Source organism: Microbispora sp. H13382, from assembly GCF_014161445.1.
GTDB lineage: Bacteria > Actinomycetota > Actinomycetes > Streptosporangiales > Streptosporangiaceae > Microbispora.
In genome coordinates, this window is sequence record NZ_JABBXA010000019.1 from 127480 (window position 1) to 149033 (window position 21554).

Here is a 21554-nt window from a genome sequence, read left to right on the forward strand (position 1 = left end):
CACACCTCCATCAAGTACGGTGAGCGGGATTCCCCGGGAGTGGTGTTGAGGGCAGTCTCATCCTGGATATTTTTGGGACGTGCTGATATGTGGCAATATGGAGGACCGAAAGACCGGGCACGGTGGAGGCCTGCGGCGGGGTTCGGCTCCGGGATGGGGATGATGGAGCATGCGTAGCCGTAACGCGGTGAAACCCGAGCGCGTCGACGTCCCATGCCGTTCCAGAAGGACCGCCGAGCGGTTTTGGTCCAGGTGGAACGGATCGCGACGGCCGAGGGTCGAACTGCTCATGCGGTTTTGAGCCATAGATCAAGATCCGGAATATCCCCGGAATGACCCTGCTCCCTTCGAAAGCGCACGTGAGATCACTCACAGGTCAGCGCATCGACGGGTCTCCAAGGAGCGATCCACTTCTAATCCGACGGTCGGGGGTTCGAATCCCTCAGGGCGCGCTCCTCTCCCCCGCCTCTTTGGCCTCTGACCTGGGCTTCCGCTTGATCGTGCCGTGATCGCGCGTGCAGCCCTACGCCGCCGAGAGCCGCCGCTTGTCGCCAGTCACGGGATATACGCGCGATGATGTTGGTCGCGTTTCCCCAGGTCGCATGGTGTTTTCGGGGGCCTCTGCGGGATGAGACCCGCCCCGAGAACGCCGAAGGGTCCCGGAGGAGCGATCCGAGACCCTGAGGCGCACCCGATGCGGCGAGGTTCGTGACCTGTGATCTTTGGTCGGGATGATCGTTCACGTGCAGGTCACCGGTTGGCGGGATCAAAGCGAAGACCTCCGTCAGTCGGTATGAGGTACCCCATCCAGCGCTCTTCGGGTGCCGTGCCACCGAGCTGGCCTGAATCAACGCTGCCTGAGGTCTCGAAGCCGATCAAGCCGAGTTGAAACTGGACCTCGTCGAAGACGCTCGTGCCGATGGCGGCCAGCCAGTCGTCCAGGCCGCGCCGCCAACTCAACGAGGCCTCTCCGCTGTCCTCATCGAAGGGGAACCCGCCAATCCGCTCGTCAACACGCTCTAAAGCGCCCAAGGGCAGGTAGAAGTCGAGCCAGTCTGGCCCGTCTTCCTCACGGATGGCCACGCATCCGCACACGACTCGGCGACCGGTCGGCAGCGTGACCGTGCCCCGTAGGTGAAGAAATTCCGCTAGTGATGAAACGGTACAGGGGACCTCATCTTGCTCCTTGGGCTCACGATCACGACGGCCGAAGCAACCGTCGATGGCGGCAGCTCGCCAGAGGGCCGATAGCGCCAGTTGGAGGCGCTCATCGCTGGTATCACCAATCTCGATCGCCAGTTCGTAGTAGCCGCCAGACCAGTTCTCACTGTCGGTAAATGCCGTTGGGTCGTGCATATCAGCTCCCCAGTGAAGCGGTTGCTGTGACGCAACGACTTTGCCGTAAAAGATCACCGACTGACACCCCATTTCCGGGGAGCCAGACGAGAAGCAGATCGTCAGCTGAGGGCATCTTCTATCCGCCGATTGGCGATCTCGCGTTGCCCGTCGATGCACTTCGCGTAGACGCGCAACATGACGTCAATGCCGTGACCGGCCCGCTCGGCGGCTTCCGGAGCGTGCACACCCACGTTCAACCAGAGGGACACAGCCGCGTGGCGCAGGTCGGACGGCCGGGCCGCGAGGGGTGAGGCGACCTGCTCGGGAGTGAAGGCGTAGCTCCGGGCGTGCTCCCAGATCTTCGCGTACGCCGAGCCCGAGATCACGCCGTCCGTCCTCGTCCGGAACAGCCGGCCATCCTCCGCCGTCCCGTAGGTTTCCAGCTGCGTGCGCAGGATCTTCACCAGTTCCGGCGGGATGGGGACGTCTCGCTTTGTCGTGTCGTCCCCAATGCTTGAGGCCCCGTTCGTCGGGCCCTTCCCGAGTCAGTGAACCGCTTGTTGCTCTGGGGACGAGTCTTCTCCAGCGCGTCAGCAGGCCCCATCCGGATTCGGGAAGGTGGCAGTCCTTCTCACGCAGCCCGGCCGCCTCGGAAGGTCGCAGGCCGCCGAAGTACACGCAGGCGAACATCGCCACGAGCATCGGCCCGCGCTTACGGCCGCGGTGGGTGAGCGCGACGAGGAGTTCCCGCGCCTGGACCGGGTTGACGACGACGCGCCGGTCTATCTCTCACCCCGCCCACCATCGACCCGGGACAAGCCGAGCAGACCAAGGCCGCCGGGTCGACGGCACACAGGGTGATCAGTCAGGCGGACTGTGCGCGCCGCGCAGGGCCGGTACTCCCATCACTGCAGTGGCTGAGTTAGGGGCCTGATCATGACCCGGGCGGTCCTGGCTGCGCGATCGCGCGATGTAAGACGACGGTCCTCTCCTTCAATCTTCACCGCCGCCTGTTGCGAGAACAAGACTGTTTCTGGCTGATCAGACTTGTGAGACTGCCGGGCATGAGTTTCCTCGGCCAGCACGCGCCTGCTGATCTCGCTCGTCGACTCGCGCATGTCCGCTGGATTGCCGGCGGTACCGGCGCTGGCAAGAGCACCCTCACTCAGTCCTTGGCGGAACGGCACGACCTGCTCGTGTATGACGGCGACCGCGCCGAACAGGGCTACATCAACCGGTGCACCCCGCAGCAACAGCCCTACCTGTTCGCGTTGCTGCGAACGCCCCTGGAGCAAAGATGGACGGGACGCACCGCGGATGAGATCTTCCAGGCCATGCCCAGCCTGCACGGCGAGACATTCGGATTCGTCATCGAAGACCTGCTTACCCTGCCCGCCGACCGTCCCGTACTCGTTGACGACTTCCGTACCCTGCCCCGAGACGTCGCGCCACTACTGACGCGCCGTGAGCAAGCCGCCTTTCTGCTGCCAACACCCGAATTCCGCCGCAATGCATTGGGTACCCGATTCGCCGACCCAGCCAGAGCACGAGCCAACTGGGGAAGCAGTGACCATGCTGACGCGTTGGCCAAGCGACTGGCCCGCGACGAACTCTGGGATGAAGAAGTACGACACCAAGCCCTCGAACTCGACTTGCCTGTCCTGCAGGTCGACGGCTCTCGAAACGTTGCCGAACTTGCCGACGAACTGGCCGCAATGTTTCACCTGCGGGATATGCGCCGGATGGCTCCTACCTAGATTCACGACCGAGAGCACAACCTTGCAGGTCAACGACTATGGAGGCAGGTAAAGATCTGCTCCACTTCTCATCCGACGGTCGGGGGTTCGAATCCCTCAGGGCGCGCTCCTCTTCCCCTGCGTTCAGCCACAATGAGACGGCCGCGTGGCGCAGGTCGTGGTCGGCGGCCGTGACCTCCGCGGTAGGAGGATCAGCTTCTGGTCCGATGACGAGCCTGTCGGCCGACTCTATGCTGCCAATGGTGATCAGGTGGTGGCGTGGCCGGGCGGGGTGGCTGCGCGGGATCGATGTGCGGGTGATCGACACGGGGCTTGCCGTGATGCTCACGGTGGTGGCGCTGGTGTCGATAACGGAATTTCCGATACCCGGGTGGCCGCCGCTGGACGGCTGGACCCTGCTGTTCTTCTGCGCGGGCAACCTCCCGCTGATGTGGCGCAGCCGCGCGCCGGTGCTCGTGCTGGCGGTCGTGTGCGGAGTCTGGGCGATCTACCTGACTTTGGGACATCCGCCGATGGCCTCGTGGGCGTCGCTGGTAGCGCTGTACACGGTGTCGGCACAGCGCCCGATCAAGGTGTCGGCGCTCAGCATGGTGGCCGCCGGGGCATTGGTGCTGGCCGGGGGGCTGCTGCTGCTGTCGGTAACGACGGCCGTGGCACAGACCATAGCGGTGCCGATCGTGTGGGCGTTCGGCGTGGACAGGCGACGGCTGGCGGTGCTCAGCGCGCGGTTACGCGCCGAGCAGGACATCCATGCCCAGCAGGCGGTGACCGAGGAACGGGTGCGCATCGCTCGCGAACTGCACGACATCGTCGCCCACCACATGTCCGTGGTGTCAGTGCAGGCGGGCCTGGCCCGATACGTGTTCGCCTCCGACCCCGCCGTGTCGCGGACGGCCCTGGATACCATCGCCACCAGCAGCTTCGAGGCCCAGGAGGAGATGCGCAGGCTCCTGGCGGTCCTGCGCACCAACGGCGAGGACTTCAGCTACGCCCCCGCTCCCGGGCTGGCCGGGCTGAACGAACTGGCCGACCGTGTGCGCGCCGCCGGCGTGCCGGTGGAGGTCACCGTACACGGTGGGCCCAGACCTGTGGGACCGGGCGTCGACCAGTGTGTTTACCGCGTCGTACAGGAGTCGCTGACCAACGTGCTCAAACACGCGGGTCCCGCCCGCGCCGTCGTCGTGCTGGACTACACGGCGACCGGCCTGATCGTACGGGTCAGCGACGACGGCGCCACCCGGCCACCTCCCGAGCGACTCCAGGGCGCCGGCACTCATGGGTTGCTGGGCATGCGTGAACGCGCCAGGCTGTATGGCGGAACGGTGATCGCGGGGCCACGTGCCCACGGCGGCTTCGAAGTCGTGCTCACCCTGCCGCTGCCCCTGCCATCGATCGGCGGGCAGAGCGGCGATGGTGAGCAGGTGGAAGGGACGGACCCGTCATGACCAGCGTGCTCGTTGCCGACGACCAGATCCTGATCCGCGCCGGCCTGGCCGCCCTGCTGCGTGCCGCACCCGGCATCGACGTGGTGGGTGAGGCGGCCGACGGCGACGAGGCGGCGACGCTGGCGGCGCACGCCCGCCCGGACATCGTCCTGATGGACATCCGCATGCCGCGCCTCGACGGGATCGAGGCCACCCGCCGCATTCTTGCCCAAGCCGGTCAAAGCCCGCCGAAGGTGGTGATGCTCACCACCTTCGATCTGGACGAATATGTCTTCGCCGCGTTGTCCGCAGGGGCGTGCGGATTCCTGCTGAAGAACAGCCCGCCCGAGCGGCTTCTGGCTGCCATCGACACGGTCGCCGCGGGCGACATGCTCTTCGCCCCGAGCGTCACCCGCCGCCTGATCGAGGCCTACACACAACGGAGCGCACCCGGCTGCCCGTCGTCCGCCGTGCCGGAGCTCGACCTGCTCACCAGCCGCGAGCTGCAGGTGCTGCGGCTGGTGGGCACCGGTTTGGCGAACGCCGACATCGCGGCGCAGCTGGTCGTCAGCGAGGCGACCGTCAAGACCCACCTCAACCGAGCCATGGCCAAGCTCAACGTGACCAGCCGAGCCCAGGCCGTGGTGCTGGCCTACGAGACGGGCCTGGTCACGATCCGCGTCAACCGGACGCTCGACGAGTAGGCGAAGGCGTAGAACTACCGCCTAGGTTTACAACCGGATCCGCGCTACCGCCACTGTTGCAGTCAAGAATCAATCCAGCGCCGAATGTTCCCCTGACCCTTCGCCGCCTACTTTCTGATCATTAGACAGATATGTGGGGAGCGAGGTCGCGATGCTGATGGCGCTGGGTATCAAGGGCCGATTAAGGTGCGCGTTGGCACAGGGCACGGCGGTGCTCGCCGTGCTGACCTGCCTGTACGCCGCCGGGCCGGAGGCGGCGGCCGCCAACCCCGACTCGCCCGCGCAGCCGTCCCTCGGCACCCCGGCGACCGAGGCCGACGCCTCGGCGCTGGCACGTTCGTCGGGACGACCCGTGGAGGTGCTGTCGCAGCGGGGTGAGCACCGCACGGTGAACGCCCTGCCCAACGGCTCGTTCGAGGTGACCGAGCATCTGCGGCCGGTGCGTACACGCCGGGACGGGCAATGGGTCGGCATCGACACCACGCTGCGGCGGAACGGCTCCGGCCTCGTCCCTGCCGCGACCACCGTCGACCTGCGGCTGTCAGGCGGCGGACAGGAGCCGCTGGTACGGATGTCGCGGGCGGGCCGGGAGCTGGCGCTGTCATGGCCGGGCCCGCTGCCCGAACCGGTGCTGGACGGCGACACCGCCGTCTACCAGGGCGTGCTCGGCAACGACGTCGACCTGCGCGTACGAGCGCTGCCGGACGGCTTCGCGCACACCCTGGTGATCAAGACCGCCGCGGCGGCCAGGGATCCGCGGCTGGCCCGGCTGGCCTTCGGCCTGGACTCCGCCCGGCTGTCGCTGGACCGGGACGCCACCGGCGTGCTGCGGGCCAAGGACGCCGGCACCGGCGAGGCCGTGTTCGAGGCGCCGTCCCCGGTCATGTGGGACTCCTCGCCCGCCGCGGGCGCGCTGACCACCGCGCGCGAGCGGGACCTCAGCAAGGGGCCCGCCGAGGGTTCCCGCACCGCCAAGGTGCAGGTCGGCCTCGGGGGGCGGCAACTGGCGCTGATCCCGGACCAAGGGCTGCTGACCTCACCGGCCACCACCTTCCCCGTCTACGTCGACCCGGTGTGGCAGACCAGTGCGGCCTACTACTGGGGGATGGTCTCCTCGGGCTATCCCAGCGAGAACTACCCGAAGTTCAACGGCAACGCCACCGAGGGCATGGGCCGCTGTGAGGTCGCCAAGGACGGCCGGTGTGTGAAGAACCAGACCAAGCGGCTCTTCTACCGGATGAAGCTGCCCTCCATCAAGGGCAAGTACATCGAGTCGGCCGAGTTCGTGGCCTACGAGACCGCGGCCTATGACTGCGACAACGCCACCTCGGTGCAGTTGTGGCGGGCCGGCACGCTGACCTCGGGGGCGACCTGGAACAACACCAGCGACGCCTGGCTTGAGCATCTGGCCTCGCGCGACGTGGCCTACTGCTCGCGGGCGCCGGTCGAGTTCGGCGGGTCCAAGCTCCGCGCCAGCGTGCAGGGCGCGGTGAACAAGGGGTACTCGACCATCACCTTCGGGTTGAAGGCCTACAGCGAGAGTTCGATGACGTGGTGGAAGCGCTTCGCCGATGACGCCTACCTGCGCATCCAGTACAACCGGCCGCCGAACCAGCCGAGCACCGGCTCGATGTTCGCCAGCCCCGGAACCAAGTGCGTGGCCTCCAGTGAGGCCCAGTGGGTCAACGACCTGTCCATCCTGTACGCCTACCTCTCCGACCCCGATTCCGAGGACGCCAAGAAGGTCCAGGGCCAGTTCACGCTGCACTGGGCCGACAAGGCCGACGGCTCGGACTGGGGCGCCAAGTGGACCTCGGCCCTGACACCGGCGCTGACCACGGGCAGCAGGCACCAGATCAAGCTTCCCGCGTCCATCCCGCAGAAGAAGCGCATCGGCTGGGGGGTACGGGCCTGGGACGGCGTCCAGTGGGGCCCGTGGAGCTACGACGGCGCGCAGACCGGCTGCTACTTCTACTACGACCCGTCGGTGCCCGCCGCGCCATCGGTGTCGTCGGCCGAGTACCCAGGTGACCAGAGCTGGCACGGCGGCGTCGGCGACGCCGGCATCTTCACCATCAGCGACCCGGCCAAGGCCGCGGCCCGCTACGAGCTGAAGCTCAACGGCACCGCGCTGAGCACGGTGACCACGGCCAGCGGCGCGGCGCGTCAGGTCGCGGTGGCGCCCAGCCGCTCGGGCCCCAACCTACTGACCGTCCAGGCGTTCACCCAGGCCAACCAGAACAGCGCCCCGACCACCTACGAGTTCTGGGCCAGGGCGGGCGCGGACGCCGCGGCCCGGTTCACGCTGGACGAGGCCGCGGGCGCGACGACCGTGACGAGCACCGGCCCGGGCACGGCGGCCTACGTGCGTGGCGGGGCCACGCTGGGCGGTGCGGGCCAGGCGGGCACCGCGCTCACCCTCGACGGCGCGAGCGGCTACGCCGAGACGAACCTGCCGGTGCTGCGCACGCAGGAAAGCTTCACCGTCTCCGCATGGGTCAAACCGGCGGCTTTCGGGATGGTCAACGCGCTGGCCCAGGACGGAACCCACCAAAGTGGATTCCAGCTCGGCATCAACCCGTCCGGGCAACCGGAGTTCAAGATGCCCAGCACCGACACCGCCAGGGACGGTGGCGGCGTCTGGTATTCCGCGATGGCGAGCGGCGGCCTTCCGCTGAACACGTGGACGCACCTCACCGGCGTCTACGACCAGCCCGCCGGCGAGCTGCGCCTCTACGTGGGCGGGCAGCTCGCGGGCACGGCCGGCGGGGTGAGGGCGTGGCAGGCCGCGGGCGCGCTGCAGATCGGCCGCAGCAAGTACAACGACGCCCAGGTCAATCAGTGGCCCGGCGGCATCGACGAGATCAAGCTGTACCAGCGGGCGGTGTCGGACCAGGAGGCCCAGCAGCTCGCGGCAGGCGCGAGCCCGTCCGGTCCGGCCGCGTACTGGCCGCTGGACGAGGAGGCCGGGACCGGCCGCGTCTACAGTCCCGCCGCCGCCGTCCAGGCCGCGCTGAAGGGCGGCGCGACGCTCGGGCAGGACGGGCAGGACGGCACGGCGCTGCGGCTGGACGGCTCCACCGGCCACGCCGCCACCACCGGCCCGGTCGTGGACACCACCAAGAGCTTCTCGGTGTCGGCATGGGTGCGCCTGGAGACCGGCGCGCTGGACAAGAACTACACGGCGCTCTCCCAGGACGGCCTGCGCAAGAGCGGCTTCTACCTCAAGTACGACGGCGGCCTCAAGAAGTGGGTGTTCGCCAAAGCCAAGACCGACACCGACGAGAGCGGCTGGTACCAGGCGGTCTCCAAAGCGACACCGGCCGTGAACTCCTGGACGCACCTGGTCGGCGTCTACGACGCCGTCACCCGAAAGTTGCGCATCTACGTCAACGGCGACCAGGGCACCGACAGCGGCCAGCTCGACGCGGTGTGGCACGCCGGCGGCGGGCTGCAGATCGGCCGCAGCAAGTGGCTGGGCACCTACGTGGACCAATTGCCCGGCGTGCTCGACGACGTCCGCATCTACGACCGGGCGCTGGGCCCGATCGAGGCCGAGGAACTCGTCACCCAGCACCCCGTGGTCAAGGGACGCTGGAAGCTCAACACCGGCGGCGCGGGCGAGCCCGCGGGAGCCCAGAACCTCACGCTCCAGGGCGGCGCCGTCATCGACCGCGCCGCGGGCTTCCGCTACATCTCCAGCGCGGGACTGCTGCTGAACGGCACCACGGCCTACGCCGAGACGGCCACCCCGCCGCTGCAGACCGGCGAGAGCTTCACGGTGGCGGGGTGGATACGCAACATGGGCCGCCCGCAGACCGCCAGGACCGTGTTCTCGCAGGCAGGAGCGAACGCCAACGCCTTCGCCCTGCGCTACGTCCCGAACCCGGCCGACCCCGACGCCGGTGGCTGGCAGTTCCAGATGCGTAACGCCGACTCCACCGCGGCCTCCGAGCTGCGCCAGGCCGAGCACTCGGGGTTCTCCGAGTCGGACTGGGACCACCTCGCCATCGTCTACGACGCGCTCCGCGATCGGATGAGCCTGTATGTCAACGGCCAGCTTGAGGAGACCTCACTCGGTGTCTCCCAGGAGGACCAGGTGTTCGGGTTCACCGCGACCGGCGGCGGGCTGCAGGTCGGCCGCAACAGGTTCGGCGGCGAGTTCTGGCCGGACGCCATCGACGACGTGTGGGCCTACCAGGGCGCGCTCACCAAGGAACAGGTCGAGGTGCTGGCCACCGGCGGCGAACTCGACACCGCCTCCGGCCTCTGACCGTAGGTAATCCCCTGCTTGTGGAGGTCGTGATGAAGGTGAACCTCGAGCCCGCGCTCCCGTGCGCTGTCACGCGGGGGTGTGCCGGATGAAGACGAGCATGGCCCAACGGCGCGGTGAAGCCAGGAGCGGCCGTCCGCAACGGACCCTGCGGCCCGGCCGCTTGTCCCGGGCGGTCGCCGCGGGGATGGCCGCCGCGCTGACGGTGACGCTGACGGTGACGCTGTCACCACCCGTGACCGCCGCGGCCGCGGGACCCGGCCGCCCAAAGGTGGATCAGCCCGAACGGACGGTCGCAGGCCGTGATCTCCCGGCCAGGCCGCGTCGATCCGAGCCCGTCGGCGCGCCGCCGCCGCCCGCGCTGATCGACTGGCCGGCGGCCGACGTCGCGGAAGCCGATGTGCCCGGGCGGGGTGCCGCCCGGGCCGGGACCCTGCCGATCTCGCTGCTGCCCGCCGCCGGCGCCGGGACCCAAGCGGGACGGGTACGCGTGCGGCTGCTGGACCGTACGGCCGGGCACCCCGCGGGAGCCGACGGGATCGCCTTCACCGTGGCCTCCAGCGACGCGCAGACCACCGGCCGGGTCGGCGTCCGCCTGGACTACGGGAGGTTCGCACAGGCCTACGGCGGCTCATACGGCTCCCGGCTGCGCCTGTGGCGGCTGCCGTCGTGCGCGCTGACCAGCCCGGGACTGCCGCAGTGCGCCAAGGCGGCGCCGCTGCACGCACGCAACGACGCGGCGGCGGGCACGCTGACCACAGAGGTGGACGCCGAGCCCGGCGGCACGCTGCTGGTGGCCGCCGCAGGCGAGTCGGGCTCCCAGGGCGACTACAGCGCGACGTCGTTGTCGGCCTCGGCCACCTGGGAGATGGGCGGCAACTCCGGCGAGTTCACCTGGTCCTACCCGATGCGGGTGCCGCCTGTACCCGGCGAGTTACAGCCCGAACTGGCCATCACATACTCCTCCGGCAGCGTGGACGGGCGGACGGGCAACACCAACGCGCAGCCGTCCTGGGTCGGCGAGGGATTCGACCTGTGGCCCGGCTACATCGAGCGCCGCTACAAGTCGTGCGAGGACGACGGTGCCGCGAAGGACGAGTTCGGCAACTACCCGGGCGACCAGTGCTGGGGCTACGACAACGCGACGGTCACGTGGAACGGCAGGGGCGGAGAGCTGATCAAGGCCGCTGACGGCACCTGGCGGACCAAGTTCGACGACGGCACGGTGTTCGAGAAGCTCACCGGCGCGACCAACGGGGACGACGACGGAGAGTACTGGAAGGCCACCACGGTCGACGGCATCCAGTATTACTTCGGGCTCAACCGCGTGCCCGGCTGGGCGTCCGGCGATCCGGAGAGCGACTCGGCGTGGACGGCACCGGTGTTCGGTGACGACTCCGGCGAACCATGTCACAAATCCAGCGGGTTCTCCTCCTCCTGGTGCCAGCAGGCCCATCGGTGGAACCTGGACTACGTCGTGGGCCCCGACGGCAACGCCATGACCTACACCTACGGCAAGGAGATCAACCACTACGGCCGCGACCTGAAGTCCGGCGACGAGACCCCGTACACGCGCGGTGGCTACCTCAAGTCGATCTCCTACGGGCTGCGCAAGGACGACTTGTTCGCCACCGCTCCCGCTCGGGTGCTGTTCACCACGTCCGAGCGGTGCCTGCCCGACGCGTCGTTCGCCTGCGACCCCGACAAGATCGGCGACAAGCCGCAGTACTGGTGGGACGTGCCCTGGGACCTGCACTGTGACGCCGGGCAGGAGTGTAAGGGCACCCACGGCGCGGTCACTCCCACCTTCTGGTCGCGTAAACGCCTGACCAAGGTGACCACCCAGGTCATCAAGGCCGACGGCACCGGATACCGTGACGTGGACTCCTGGTCGCTCGGCCACACCTGGGGTCTGGCCGACGTGGAGCGCGACCTGCTGCTGTCCCAGATCCAGCACACGGGGCACGTCGGCGGCACGCCGGTGACGCTGCCGAAGGTCTCCTTCACCCATGTGCAGCTGCCCAACCGGCTCGACCGGACCGGCGACGACATCCTCGCCTACATCCGCTACCGCCTCGGCGCGATCTACGACGAGTCCGGCGGGCAACTCGACATCGCCTACTCGGGCGCCGACTGCTCGCTGTCCGACCTGCCCACCCCCGAGACCAACACCAGGCGGTGCTTCCCCGTCATCTGGAAGCCGCCAGGCCACGAGGACGAGATCACCGACTGGTTCCACAAGTACGTGGTGACCTCGGTGACCAGCATCGATCGCACCGGTCTGGCGCCCGACATGAGAACCAGCTACGACTACCTCGGCGGCGCGGCCTGGCACTTCGACGACGATGACGGCCTGACCAGGGAGAAGCACAAAACCTGGTCGCAATGGCGCGGCTACGGTCAGGTCCGAACGCTGACCGGCACGGCGGCCCAGTCCGACACGTTCTACCTGCGCGGCATGGACGGCGACCGCAAGAGCAGGAGCGGCGGCAGCAAGTCGGTGACGGTGTCGGACGGCGAGGGCGGCACGTACACCGACCACGACGCGCTGTCGGGGTTCGAGCTGAAGACCGTCGAGTACACGGGGCGGGGAGGGACGGTTCACGCCAAGACCGTCCGGACCCCCTGGCGGGTCACGACCGCGACCCGCACCCGATCGTGGGGCACCACCACGGCCGAGATGACCGCCCCCGCCACTGAGCGCACGTGGACGGTCAAGGACGGAGGCGGCTGGACCGAGACCAGGACCGAGACCGAGCACGAGGGATCCGGGCCCGGCATCGGGCGGGCGATCCGCGTCAACGACCTCGGCGACGTCACCACCTCCGCCGACGACCGGTGCACCCGTGCCACCTATGCCGACAACGTCGCCGCGCACCTGGTGTCCCTGCCCGCGCGGGTGGAGACCGTCGCGGTCGCCTGCACGGCAACCGTCGACCGCGCCAAGGACGTCATCTCCGACATCAGAACGTATTACGACAACGGCGCTCTCGGGGCCGCGCCGAGCCGGGGCGATCCCACCAAGGTCGAGGAGATCGCCTCCCATGACGGGACGAAGGCCACGTACGCCACCGAGAAGCAGGTGACGTACGACGTCTACGGCCGTCCCCTCAAGGCGACCAACGCGCTCGGGCAGACCAGCACCACCGCCTACACCGACGCGCGCGGCCTGACCACGAAGGTGACGACCACCAGCCCGCCCGCCAAGCCGGGCGACGCCTCGACGGCGCTGGTCACCGTCCAGGAGCTCGAACCCGCCTGGGGGCAGCAGACCGCGGAGATCGACGCCAACGGGCTGCGTACCGAACTCGTCTACGACGGCCTCGGCCGGCTGCGCCAGGTGTGGCTGCCGAACCGCTCCAAAGGCAGCAACCCCTACCCCAACTACGAGTTCGACTACCGGGTCGCCGACGACAAGATCGTCGCGGTCACCACCAAGACGCTCACCGCCACCGGTGGCCAGCGGATCGCCGGGATCGAACTGCTCGACGGCTGGCTCCGCACCCGGCAGACCCAGGCGCCGGGGCCCACCGGCCGCCTGATCACCGACACCATCTACGACGACCGCGGCCTCGTCGTCAGGACCCACGACGCCTACCCCGCGTCGGGAGCCCCCGAGCCGGTGCTGTTCGGCGTGCTCACCCCCGGCAACATCGAGTCCCAGACGCGGACCGAGTACGACGGACTGGGCCGCAAGACCCTCGAACGGCTGATGGCCGGCAACGGCTCCCAGCCGGAACAGGAGAAATGGCGCACCACGTACAGCTACGGCGGCGGCAACCGTACCTCCGTCACGCCGCCGCAGGGCGGCACCCCCACCGCGGAGATCACCGATGCGCGCGGTCAGGTGATCGAGCGCCGCCAGTACAAGGCCGCCGGACAGTACGACGCCATCCGCTACACCTACACCCCGACCGGCGAACCGGCCTCGGTGACCGACCCTTCGGGCAACACCTGGACCAACACCTACGACCTGCGCGGTCGCAAGATCAAGACAGTTGATCCCGACAAGGGCCCGACCTCCTACACCTACGACGACCTCGACAGGGAGACCTCGGTCACGGACGCCCGCGGCAAGAAGACCGTCACCACCTACGACGGGCTCGGCCGCAAGACCGACACCCGCGAAGGTTCGGCCACCGGCACCAGGCTCACCTCGTTCACCTATGACTCCGTCCCCCTGGGCAAGGGCAAGCCGGCGACCGCCACCCGCCACCACGCGGGCGCGGACTACACCAGCGAGATCCGCCACTACGACCGGCTCGGGCGCGCCGACGTGAACGCCGTCACGATCCCCTCGGCCCAGGGCGCCTTGGCGGGGACCTACGTCTTCTCCACCTCCTACAACCTGGACGGCACCGTCCAAGGGCAGGGACTGCCCGCGGCCGGCGGCCTGGCGGCGGAGAACCTCGTCTCCACCTACGACGACTTCCTGCGGCCCGTCCGCCTGACCGGCAACCTCGGCACCTACGTGGGCGCCACCGACTACACGCCCACCGGCAAGCTCATGATGCTCGAGTTCGGCGCGACCACGGGCAAACGCGCCTGGCAGACCTTCACCTACGAGTGGGCGACCCAGCGGCCCGCGACCACCCGTACGCTGCGGGAGAACGTCAGCGGCAGCGATCGGGACGCCACCTACCGCTATGACGACGCCGGGAACATCCGCTCCATCGCCGACGCCTCGCGGGACGGAGCCGACACCCAGTGCTTCTCCTATGACCCGTTGCGCCGGCTCACCGAGGCATGGACCCAGACCACGGCCACCTGCGACGCGGCTCCTCCCGCCACGGTCGCCGGTGGCCCCGCCCCCTACTGGCAGACCTTCGGCTACGACACCGCGGGCAACCGCGTCTCCGAGACGCGTCACGGCGTCGCCGGACAGCCCGACACCGTCCGCACCTACACCTACAGCCCCGCGGGCCAGGGCAACCGCCTGACCAAGATCGTCCAAAGCGGTGGGGGCGGTAGCCGCACCGACACCTACGCCTACGACGACACCGGCAACACCATCACGCGCACCGTCGGCGGTACGACCCGGACCTTCGACTGGGACGTCCAGGGCCAGCTCTCGAACATCGCCGAGAGCGGCGCGGCGGTCGAGTTCGTCTATGACGCCGACGGCAACCGCCTGATCAGAAAGGACGCGACCGCGGCCACCCTCTACCTACCGGGCACCGAGGTCCGCCTGAGCGCCGGGACGACGACCGCCACGCGCTACTACACCCACGCGGGCCGGACCGTTGCTCTCCGCACCACGACCGGCGTCACCTACCTGACGGAGGACCACCAGGGCACCGCCCAGATCGCGATCGACGCCCAGACCCAGCAGAGCCGGGCTCGCAGGCTGGCCCCCTTCGGCGCCGAGCGGAGCACCCCGCCCGTCTGGCCGGGGGAGAAGGGCTTCGTCGGCGGCACGAAGGACCCCGCCGGTCTCATGCAACTCGGAGCGCGCGAATACGACCCGGACACCGGCAGGTTCATCTCCGTGGACCCGGTGCTGGACCTGACCGACGCGCAGCAGATGAACGGCTACACCTACGCCAACAGCAGCCCGGTCACCAACTCCGACCCCGACGGCAAGCTGTGCCGGCGGGTCAACGGGGACATGGAGTGCTCGAACGGCGATGGAGTCGTCCGCGTTCCCACCAAGCGCGGCTACAAGGTCATCGGGCCGTCCAAGCCACCGTGCTATCTCGTTCCCCGGGCCTGCGGCTGGTCACCGAGCGTCCCCCACTACAGGACGGCCCCACCCCCCCGTACGAGCATGACGCCCCCCATCCCGGCGCTGCAGCCCTACGTCACTCCGCCCCCTCCCAGCTTCTGGGGCGACCTCCGGGACGTGAACCAACCCTTGTTCGCCGCCTCGTTGGGCAGCGCCACGCTCGGCGAACTGATCAAGCTGCTCGGGCTGGGCAGCGTCAAGCTGGAGGACAAGCTCCTGGCCGGGCTCGGGCTGACCAAGCAGCAGGTGGAGACCCTGAGAAGGACGTTCGCGCTGGTCCCCAGGGCGGAGCCCAAGCACAATCTGAGGTGGAAGGCGGCCAAGCGCGCGGGTGGCCTCAGCAGGTTCGGGGAGAAGGCCGCGACCTTCGGGAAGTGGGCGGGCCGCGCGAGCGTCGCGGTCTCGGTGGTCGACGGTGGCTACGCGCAGTTCAAAGCCGACAGAAACCGCGACGATCTGTCCGGGAAGGACAAGACGGCCCGGGTGCTGACCCGAGGCTTTGTAGCGGGAGCGGGAGCCCATTTGGGATCCATGGCGGGGTACAAGGCCGGAGCGGGGTGCTTTGCGCTCGCAGTGATCTGCGCCCCTATCGGCTCGATCGCCGGTGGCGCCGCGGGCGGAGCGGTCGGCAGCGCCGCGGGCGGCTCGGCGGCGCGTTATTTGTTCGGCGGCTGACGCCGAAGCCCCGGTGCCGTCGGGCACGGCACCGGGGCCTCGCGGCGTTCGGCGCAGCGGAAGTCGGCTACCGGCTGAACGGAGGCGCGCTGAGCGGCCGGGTCGTGGCCCACGGTGCGGCGGGGTGTTCCGCACCGCGGGCCGCGGGTGCGGGCTACCTGTTCCAGGTCCACTTCTGGTTGGTGCCGCCGTGGCAGGAGTACAGCTGGATCCTGGTGCCGTTGCCGGTGCCGGCTCCGGTGGCGTCCAGGCAGAGCCCGGACTGGACGCCCTGGATGCTGCCGTCGGAGTTCACCCGCCACTTCTGGTTGTCGCCGCCCCAGCAGGAGTAGATCTGCACCCTGGCGCCGTTGCCGCTGCCGGCCGCGTCCAGGCACTTGTTGCCGTACACGCGGATCTCACCGGCAGAGGTGGAGCTCCAGCTCTGGTTGGTCTGGCCGTTGCAGTCCCACAGCTGCACCTGGGTGCCGTCGGCGGTGCTCGCGCCGGTCACGTCCAGGCACCGCCCGGAGGCCACCCCCCTGATCGGCCCGCTGCCGCCGCCGGAGGTCGGGGTCGCGGTCGGGCTCGGAGACGGGTTGCCGCCGGATGACGGGCTCGGCGACGGAGACTGGGTGCCGCCGTCGAGCGTGAGGTTCTTCTGCTGGACCTGCCACTGGGTGTTGCAGAGGCCGCAGTTGGGGCCGACGAAATTGGTGCCGGCCGTCGTGTCGCCCTTCAGCCGCCACTTGAGGTACAGCACCGCCACGCGGCCGAACTCGCCGCCGTTGGTCTGGTCGTAGGTGCCGCCGTGTCCGACGTTCAGATTGCCCATGAACGCGGGCAGCCCCGCCGGCAACTTGCCCCAGTCGTCGATGGCGTTGGGATAGGCGATGTCACTCGGCCCGCCGATGAAGTAGGCGATCGGCTTGGTCAGCCGGCGGAGCTGGTAGTCGTCGGAGTCGTTCAGCAAGCCGCTGCTGAAGATGGTGGTCGTGGTGATACGCGAGTCGTTGGAGACGGCGTAGGCCTCCAGCCCGCCACAGGAGAAGCCCCCTACAGCGATCTTGCCCGTGTCGAGCTTGCCGAAGTACTTGCTGCCCTGGCGGCTGTTCTCCGCGACCGCCCAGTCGATGGACTGGGTGAGCATCTGGGACGTCGTCGAGCCCGAGCCGTTCGGGCTGCCGTTGGCGATGGCCAGGAACCCGTGCGAGGCGATCTCGCGGAGGAAGTTCTGCTGCGACAACCCGTTGGCGGAGCACCCTCCGTTACCCCAGACGAAAATGGGGAGTTTCTCGGACGGGAGGTTTCCGGGCCGATAGATGGTGTGGTTGGGCAGGCCGGTCGAGGTCTCGTAATCAGCCGGGTAGGGGCCCGAACCGCCGACCGCCGCGGCGGCCGGTGTCGTGGTTAGCGCCACTATTCCGGCGCAGAGTGGGGCGACCGCGGCCGCCAGTACTGCGCTGATGATCGAGCGTTTTCTCATCTCGCCCTCCGAAGGTGTCACGACGGCGCTCTGTGTCAGGTGTGGCATACGCGGCGCACGCCGACGAAACCCGGAAACGGCACATGACTGCCACCGTGGCCAGGCTGGTCGACGCCGACCGAATCTGGAGATCGATATGGCGGACTATCGACTGCGAGTTGCGCCCGCGCCAGGCGAAACGAGCCGATGAGAGAAGCGTGCAGTTAATATCACTGCGGTCATCAAAAGTGTCAACCGACCGCGTTCGGCACGTTGAGCGGTGCCCGCGCGGACCGGACGCGCCCCTGACGCACTCGAGTCCGGGCGTGGCGGGCAGCCTTCGGGACGGTGCCACCGCTCCCCTGCCCGGCGCCGAGAAAACGGACCGGCACAGGCGACTCCGGCGCAGGTCACAGCGCCTGGCCGGCTTGACGCTCCGGTGGGATCCCGGCGGGCGGCCGCCAGCCGGAAGCGGACGCGCCGCGGCGGTCGCGAAAGCGCCCCGGCGGCCGGGCAGCCGTTCGAGTGCGTGAAAGTTTCTTCAGCCGTCCCCGCCACCCGGGGCCGGAACGGAGTTCTCCGATGCCTGGAAGTGGGTGATCCAGGACGCGGCGTCCGGCCAGTACGGTGTCGCGACCTGGATGAGCCGCGCCTCGGCGAGCGAGCCGAGAGCGGAGTGGATCTCCAGCATGAGATTCCTGGCGGCCTCGCGGGGCCACGGTGCCGGCAGGAGGTGCTCGGGAAGGTTCGGGTCGATGTCGGGGAACTTCCGCCAGGAATCCATGACAGAGGTCCGCGCCACCAGCGCCCGCGTCGCGTCGATCTGCCCATTGCGGACGGCCACCCGCAGGTCCGCGTACCGCGCGATGAAGGCCTCGTAGGCCGAGGCGAGGCCGGCCAGGTCGTAGGCGGCGGCCGGACCGTGCGGGCCGGCCTCCTCGTCGAACCGGGTGTGCATCACCGACCATCGACCACCGTCGACGTCGTCCAGGATGTCGTGCAGCGCCTGGGTCGCCGGACCGGAGTCGGATCCGGGCCGGATCCACACGCTGTCGTACAGCCGCGCGAAACCCAGCGCTCCCAGAGCCTTGCGAACCGCGTGCCGTGGGGCCTGGCCGGACTGTGCCTGACCGGATTGGGGGATCGAGAAGGAGACGGTCACCCAGTCGCCGGTCCACCGCGGCGGGCGTGCGCCGAAGCTCAGGAAATGATCCATCCGGGACCGATGCCTGGCGATCGCCTGAGGCGTGAGGTGGTACACGGGTGGCCGTCCAGATCCCCGTACGGCGATCAGGCCACGCTTGGTCAGCCGGGACAACGCGGCCCGCGCGCTGGACTCGCTGATGCCGAACTCCTTGAGCATCGCGACCACCGCCATCGACGGAAGGCCGGCGTCCGAGGAGTCGAGGTACTCACCGAGCAAGGTCGTCAGCAGGTGCTGTGGGTTGGGGCCGGCCTGCGCCCGTGGGATTCCGGCGTCGTCCGGAGGCACATGGACACTCACGTCATCAGCTTGCCCCACGACAACGCCCTCACCGAACGACTCCGGTCGCGCACCGCCGCCCTGGAGTGCCTCCCGGGCCCGGATCACCCCGGCGAACCCGAAGCCCGCCCGGCGCGCGCATCAGGCGGCCGTGGGCCCGTCCGCGTCATACGGCTGCGCTCTGTCACACGGCTGCGCTCTGTCATACGGCTGCGCTCTGTCATACGGCTGCGCTCTGTCATACGGCTGCGCCGGGGCCGGGCAGCAGGTCGACGTCGCCGGCGTGCATCGGCTCGCCGCAGTGGGCGCAGCGCAGGTCGACACCGCTGATCTCACCGCACGCGTGGTGGCGGTAGAGCACCGGCGGACCGGCCTCACCCGCGAGCCACCTGTCGCCCCAGCCGGCCATGACCATGAGCAGGTCGACGAGTTCGGTGCCCTTCTGCGTCAGGTGGTACTCGTGCCGCGGCCGCTGGTCGTAGGGACGGCGTTCCAGCACACCCTGGCCGACGAGGTGGTTCAGCCGCTCGGTCAGCACCTTACGTGAGATCCCGAGGTCGGCCTGGATCTGTTCGAACCGGGTGAGCCCGACCCACACGTCACGCAGGATCAGCGGCGACCAGGGCTCCCCGATGACGTCGAGCGTGCGCGCGATGGAGCACGCCATCTCGCCGAAGTTCGTGCGCTGCATGAATCCAGTCTACCAATTGGGGTTCCCTTAGGGAACTTCGGAGTGCTACATTTATCGAGTCTCTTAAGGGAACTCAAATGGAGGAGGGTGCATCGAGATGAGCAAGGTCATCGGCGCCCATGCCGTGTCGGTCGACGGATACATCACCGGTCGCGACCCCCGTGCCGGGCGCGGGCTCGGCGACGGGGCGATGCTCTTCGACTGGTACTTCGACGGCGACACGCCCAGCCGGGTGTTCGACGGGTTCCGGCTGAGCGAGCCCAGTGCCCGGGTCTTCGACGCTCTCGCCGCACGGGTGGGCGCCGTCGTGGCGGGACGCAACACCTATGAGGACTCCGACGGCTTCGGCGGCGGCGGCCCCCACCCGGCGGCCCGGCTGTTCGTCCTGAGCCACCGGCCGATGCCGAAGATGAGCGAGCGGCAGACCCTCGTCGGCACCGGCATCCAGGACGCGATCGCGGCGGCCCGTGCGGCGGCCGGCGGCAAGGACGTCGGCCTCATGGGCGGCGGCGTCGTGACCGAGGCGCTGAAGGCGGGTCTGGTCGACGAGGTGATCCTCCATCAGGTGCCGATCCTGCTCGGCCACGGCCGGCCCTTCTTCCAGCCGCTCCCCGGGCATGTGCGCCTCCGCCTCGTCGAGGCCGTCCCGGCGCCCGGTGTCACCCACCTTCGTTACGAGGTCGAACGATGACCTCGTCGCCCGCGGACGATCACCACCAGAAGCCCGCCCACAACCCACGCCAGGAGATGACCATGACGCTCGACCCCGCTGTGCGCCGCGTGCTCGACGGCACCCCGCTCGCCCACCTCGCCAGCGTCCTGCCCGATGGCGCCCCCCACACCGTCCCGGTCTGGATCGGGACGCACGGCGACCACATCGTGTTCCTCACCGGTCCGGACTCGCGCAAAGCCCGCAACCTGCGCCGCGACCCGCGGGTCGCGCTCTCCCTGACCCCGCCCGGCGACCCGTTCCAGCCGGTCGTCGTCCGCGGCCGCGTCGTCGAGTGGCTCGAAGGCGACGCCGCCTGGACGATCGTCGACCAGCTGGCCGTCAAGTACATCGGCCGGCCGTACTCGCGAGACGAGGAGCGCGTCGTCGCGGTCATCGAGCCCGAGCGGCAGACGGTGGGCCTCACGTGAACGGCGACCGCCTGGCCGGCGTGCGGCGAGTCGGTCCCCTCGGCTCGGGCATCTCACGAGCCAGGACATGACGCGGGGGTCCCGGTGTGAGCCGAGACCCCTGCTTTCGGCGCCCCTTACCTTCTCCTCATCCGTACGGCCGGGCCGCGAGGGGCCGTTTTCCAGGGGAGGCCGTTCGCTCTTCCAGGATCAGTAGAACACCTGGTTTGGGGAGCTCGTGCATGACCAGAGTTGAAGCGGTGTCCCCGCTGCGGTCTGTCCGTCCCGGACGTCCAGACAGTAATTCGAGTCGTCCATACGGATCGCCTGCCCCGTCTTGATCCCGTCAGGTGTGTTCACGAGACCCAGGCCCATCAGCACCCAGCGCTGCCTGTAACCATCGGAGCTGCAGGTGTATTGCCGCACGGCGACGTAGTTGCCTAACTCGGGTACGCCGAGACATTTGCCGGTGTAATAGTTCTTCATCTGGAACGCGTACGAGCCGTCGGCGAAAGTTATCTTGTGCAGGCACCAGTACTGGCTTTCTCCGTTGTACCAGTCCCAGATGTGGGCCTGGACGCCGTCGTCCTTCCACGGCCCCTGAATATCGATGGGCATTCGGTGTTGTTGCGCCCTGCCGGCCGTCGCCGCCGCCCACCAGTGCGCCTTGTCCTGGTGATTCCAGTAGGAACCGTACCTGGAGGAGCAGATGCTGGTGGCGGCCTGCGCCGGTTGGGCGGCGGCCATCGGCAGGGAGAGACCTGCGATCGTGACGACGAGCGTCGTCAGTACGCGGAGGAACTTGCTCACGCCTGAATCCTTCCGTCGAGGTGTTTCGCTCAGGTGTGGTGCGACGACGATCGGGACGGAACAAGCACGCGGAGTAGCTCCCTGAATCGTGGGTTGTTTCGCCGTCTGCCT

At 68.9% G+C, this 21554-nt stretch carries 13 protein-coding genes; 7 read left to right on the forward strand and 6 right to left on the reverse strand.

The genetic code is table 11. From position 1 onward, the window contains the following. Positions 1-750 precede the first annotated feature (750 nt). On the reverse strand, positions 751-1413 hold the full coding sequence (locus tag HHX41_RS30515) for a hypothetical protein (protein WP_220504560.1): 663 nt from the start codon (positions 1411-1413) through the stop codon (positions 751-753). Between the two features lie 44 nt (positions 1414-1457). Further along, positions 1458-1802, reverse strand: coding sequence for a hypothetical protein (locus HHX41_RS41145; protein ID WP_259401422.1), 345 nt, complete (start codon positions 1800-1802; stop codon positions 1458-1460). A gap of 600 nt (positions 1803-2402) precedes the next feature. On the opposite strand from HHX41_RS41145, the gene HHX41_RS30525 reads away from it, so the two are divergent. The 5 genes from HHX41_RS30525 to HHX41_RS30545 all read left to right on the forward strand — a co-directional run bounded on the left by HHX41_RS30525 (position 2403) and on the right by HHX41_RS30545 (position 15896). Beyond that, positions 2403-3095, forward strand: a complete 693-nt coding sequence (locus tag HHX41_RS30525; RefSeq protein ID WP_182908709.1) for a hypothetical protein — start codon at positions 2403-2405, stop codon at positions 3093-3095. A 242-nt stretch (positions 3096-3337) separates the two neighbouring features. Then, positions 3338-4540, forward strand: a complete 1203-nt coding sequence (locus HHX41_RS30530) for a sensor histidine kinase (RefSeq protein ID WP_220504561.1) — start codon at positions 3338-3340, stop codon at positions 4538-4540. Next, positions 4537-5223, forward strand: a complete 687-nt coding sequence (locus HHX41_RS30535) for a response regulator transcription factor (RefSeq protein WP_182908711.1) — start codon at positions 4537-4539, stop codon at positions 5221-5223. Before HHX41_RS30530 ends, HHX41_RS30535 begins: the two co-directional genes overlap by 4 nt. 193 nt (positions 5224-5416) lie before the next feature. After that, the gene (locus tag HHX41_RS30540) at positions 5417-9496 is read left to right on the forward strand and encodes a LamG-like jellyroll fold domain-containing protein (protein ID WP_182908712.1); all 4080 of its coding nucleotides are present in this window, start codon (positions 5417-5419) and stop codon (positions 9494-9496) included. 88 nt (positions 9497-9584) lie between these two features. Next, the gene (locus HHX41_RS30545; protein WP_182908713.1) at positions 9585-15896 is read left to right on the forward strand and encodes an RHS repeat domain-containing protein; all 6312 of its coding nucleotides are present in this window, start codon (positions 9585-9587) and stop codon (positions 15894-15896) included. Positions 15897-16050: 154 nt separating this feature from the next. On the opposite strand, the gene HHX41_RS41150 is transcribed toward HHX41_RS30545, so the two are convergent. The 3 genes from HHX41_RS41150 to HHX41_RS30565 all read right to left on the reverse strand — a co-directional run bounded on the left by HHX41_RS41150 (position 16051) and on the right by HHX41_RS30565 (position 19514). Beyond that, positions 16051-17361 (reverse strand): ricin-type beta-trefoil lectin domain protein, encoded by a 1311-nt coding sequence (locus HHX41_RS41150; protein ID WP_259401423.1) that lies wholly within the window; start codon positions 17359-17361, stop codon positions 16051-16053. Between the two features lie 520 nt (positions 17362-17881). Next, the gene (locus tag HHX41_RS30560; RefSeq protein ID WP_182908714.1) at positions 17882-18844 is read right to left on the reverse strand and encodes a PaaX family transcriptional regulator C-terminal domain-containing protein; all 963 of its coding nucleotides are present in this window, start codon (positions 18842-18844) and stop codon (positions 17882-17884) included. 217 nt (positions 18845-19061) lie between these two features. Beyond that, complete coding sequence (locus HHX41_RS30565; protein WP_169988773.1) at positions 19062-19514, reverse strand: helix-turn-helix domain-containing protein; 453 nt, start codon at positions 19512-19514, stop codon at positions 19062-19064. Positions 19515-19611: 97 nt separating this feature from the next. Between HHX41_RS30565 and HHX41_RS30570 the strand changes: the two genes are divergently transcribed. Together HHX41_RS30570 and HHX41_RS30575 are read left to right on the forward strand one after the other, a co-directional pair. Then, the gene (locus HHX41_RS30570) at positions 19612-20205 is read left to right on the forward strand and encodes a dihydrofolate reductase family protein (protein ID WP_182908715.1); all 594 of its coding nucleotides are present in this window, start codon (positions 19612-19614) and stop codon (positions 20203-20205) included. Further along, positions 20202-20654, forward strand: a complete 453-nt coding sequence (locus tag HHX41_RS30575) for a PPOX class F420-dependent oxidoreductase (RefSeq protein ID WP_220504562.1) — start codon at positions 20202-20204, stop codon at positions 20652-20654. Before HHX41_RS30570 ends, HHX41_RS30575 begins: the two co-directional genes overlap by 4 nt. A 189-nt stretch (positions 20655-20843) precedes the next feature. On the opposite strand, the gene HHX41_RS30580 is transcribed toward HHX41_RS30575, so the two are convergent. Next, positions 20844-21443, reverse strand: coding sequence for an RICIN domain-containing protein (locus tag HHX41_RS30580; RefSeq protein ID WP_182908716.1), 600 nt, complete (start codon positions 21441-21443; stop codon positions 20844-20846). Between the last annotated feature and the right edge of the window lie 111 nt (positions 21444-21554).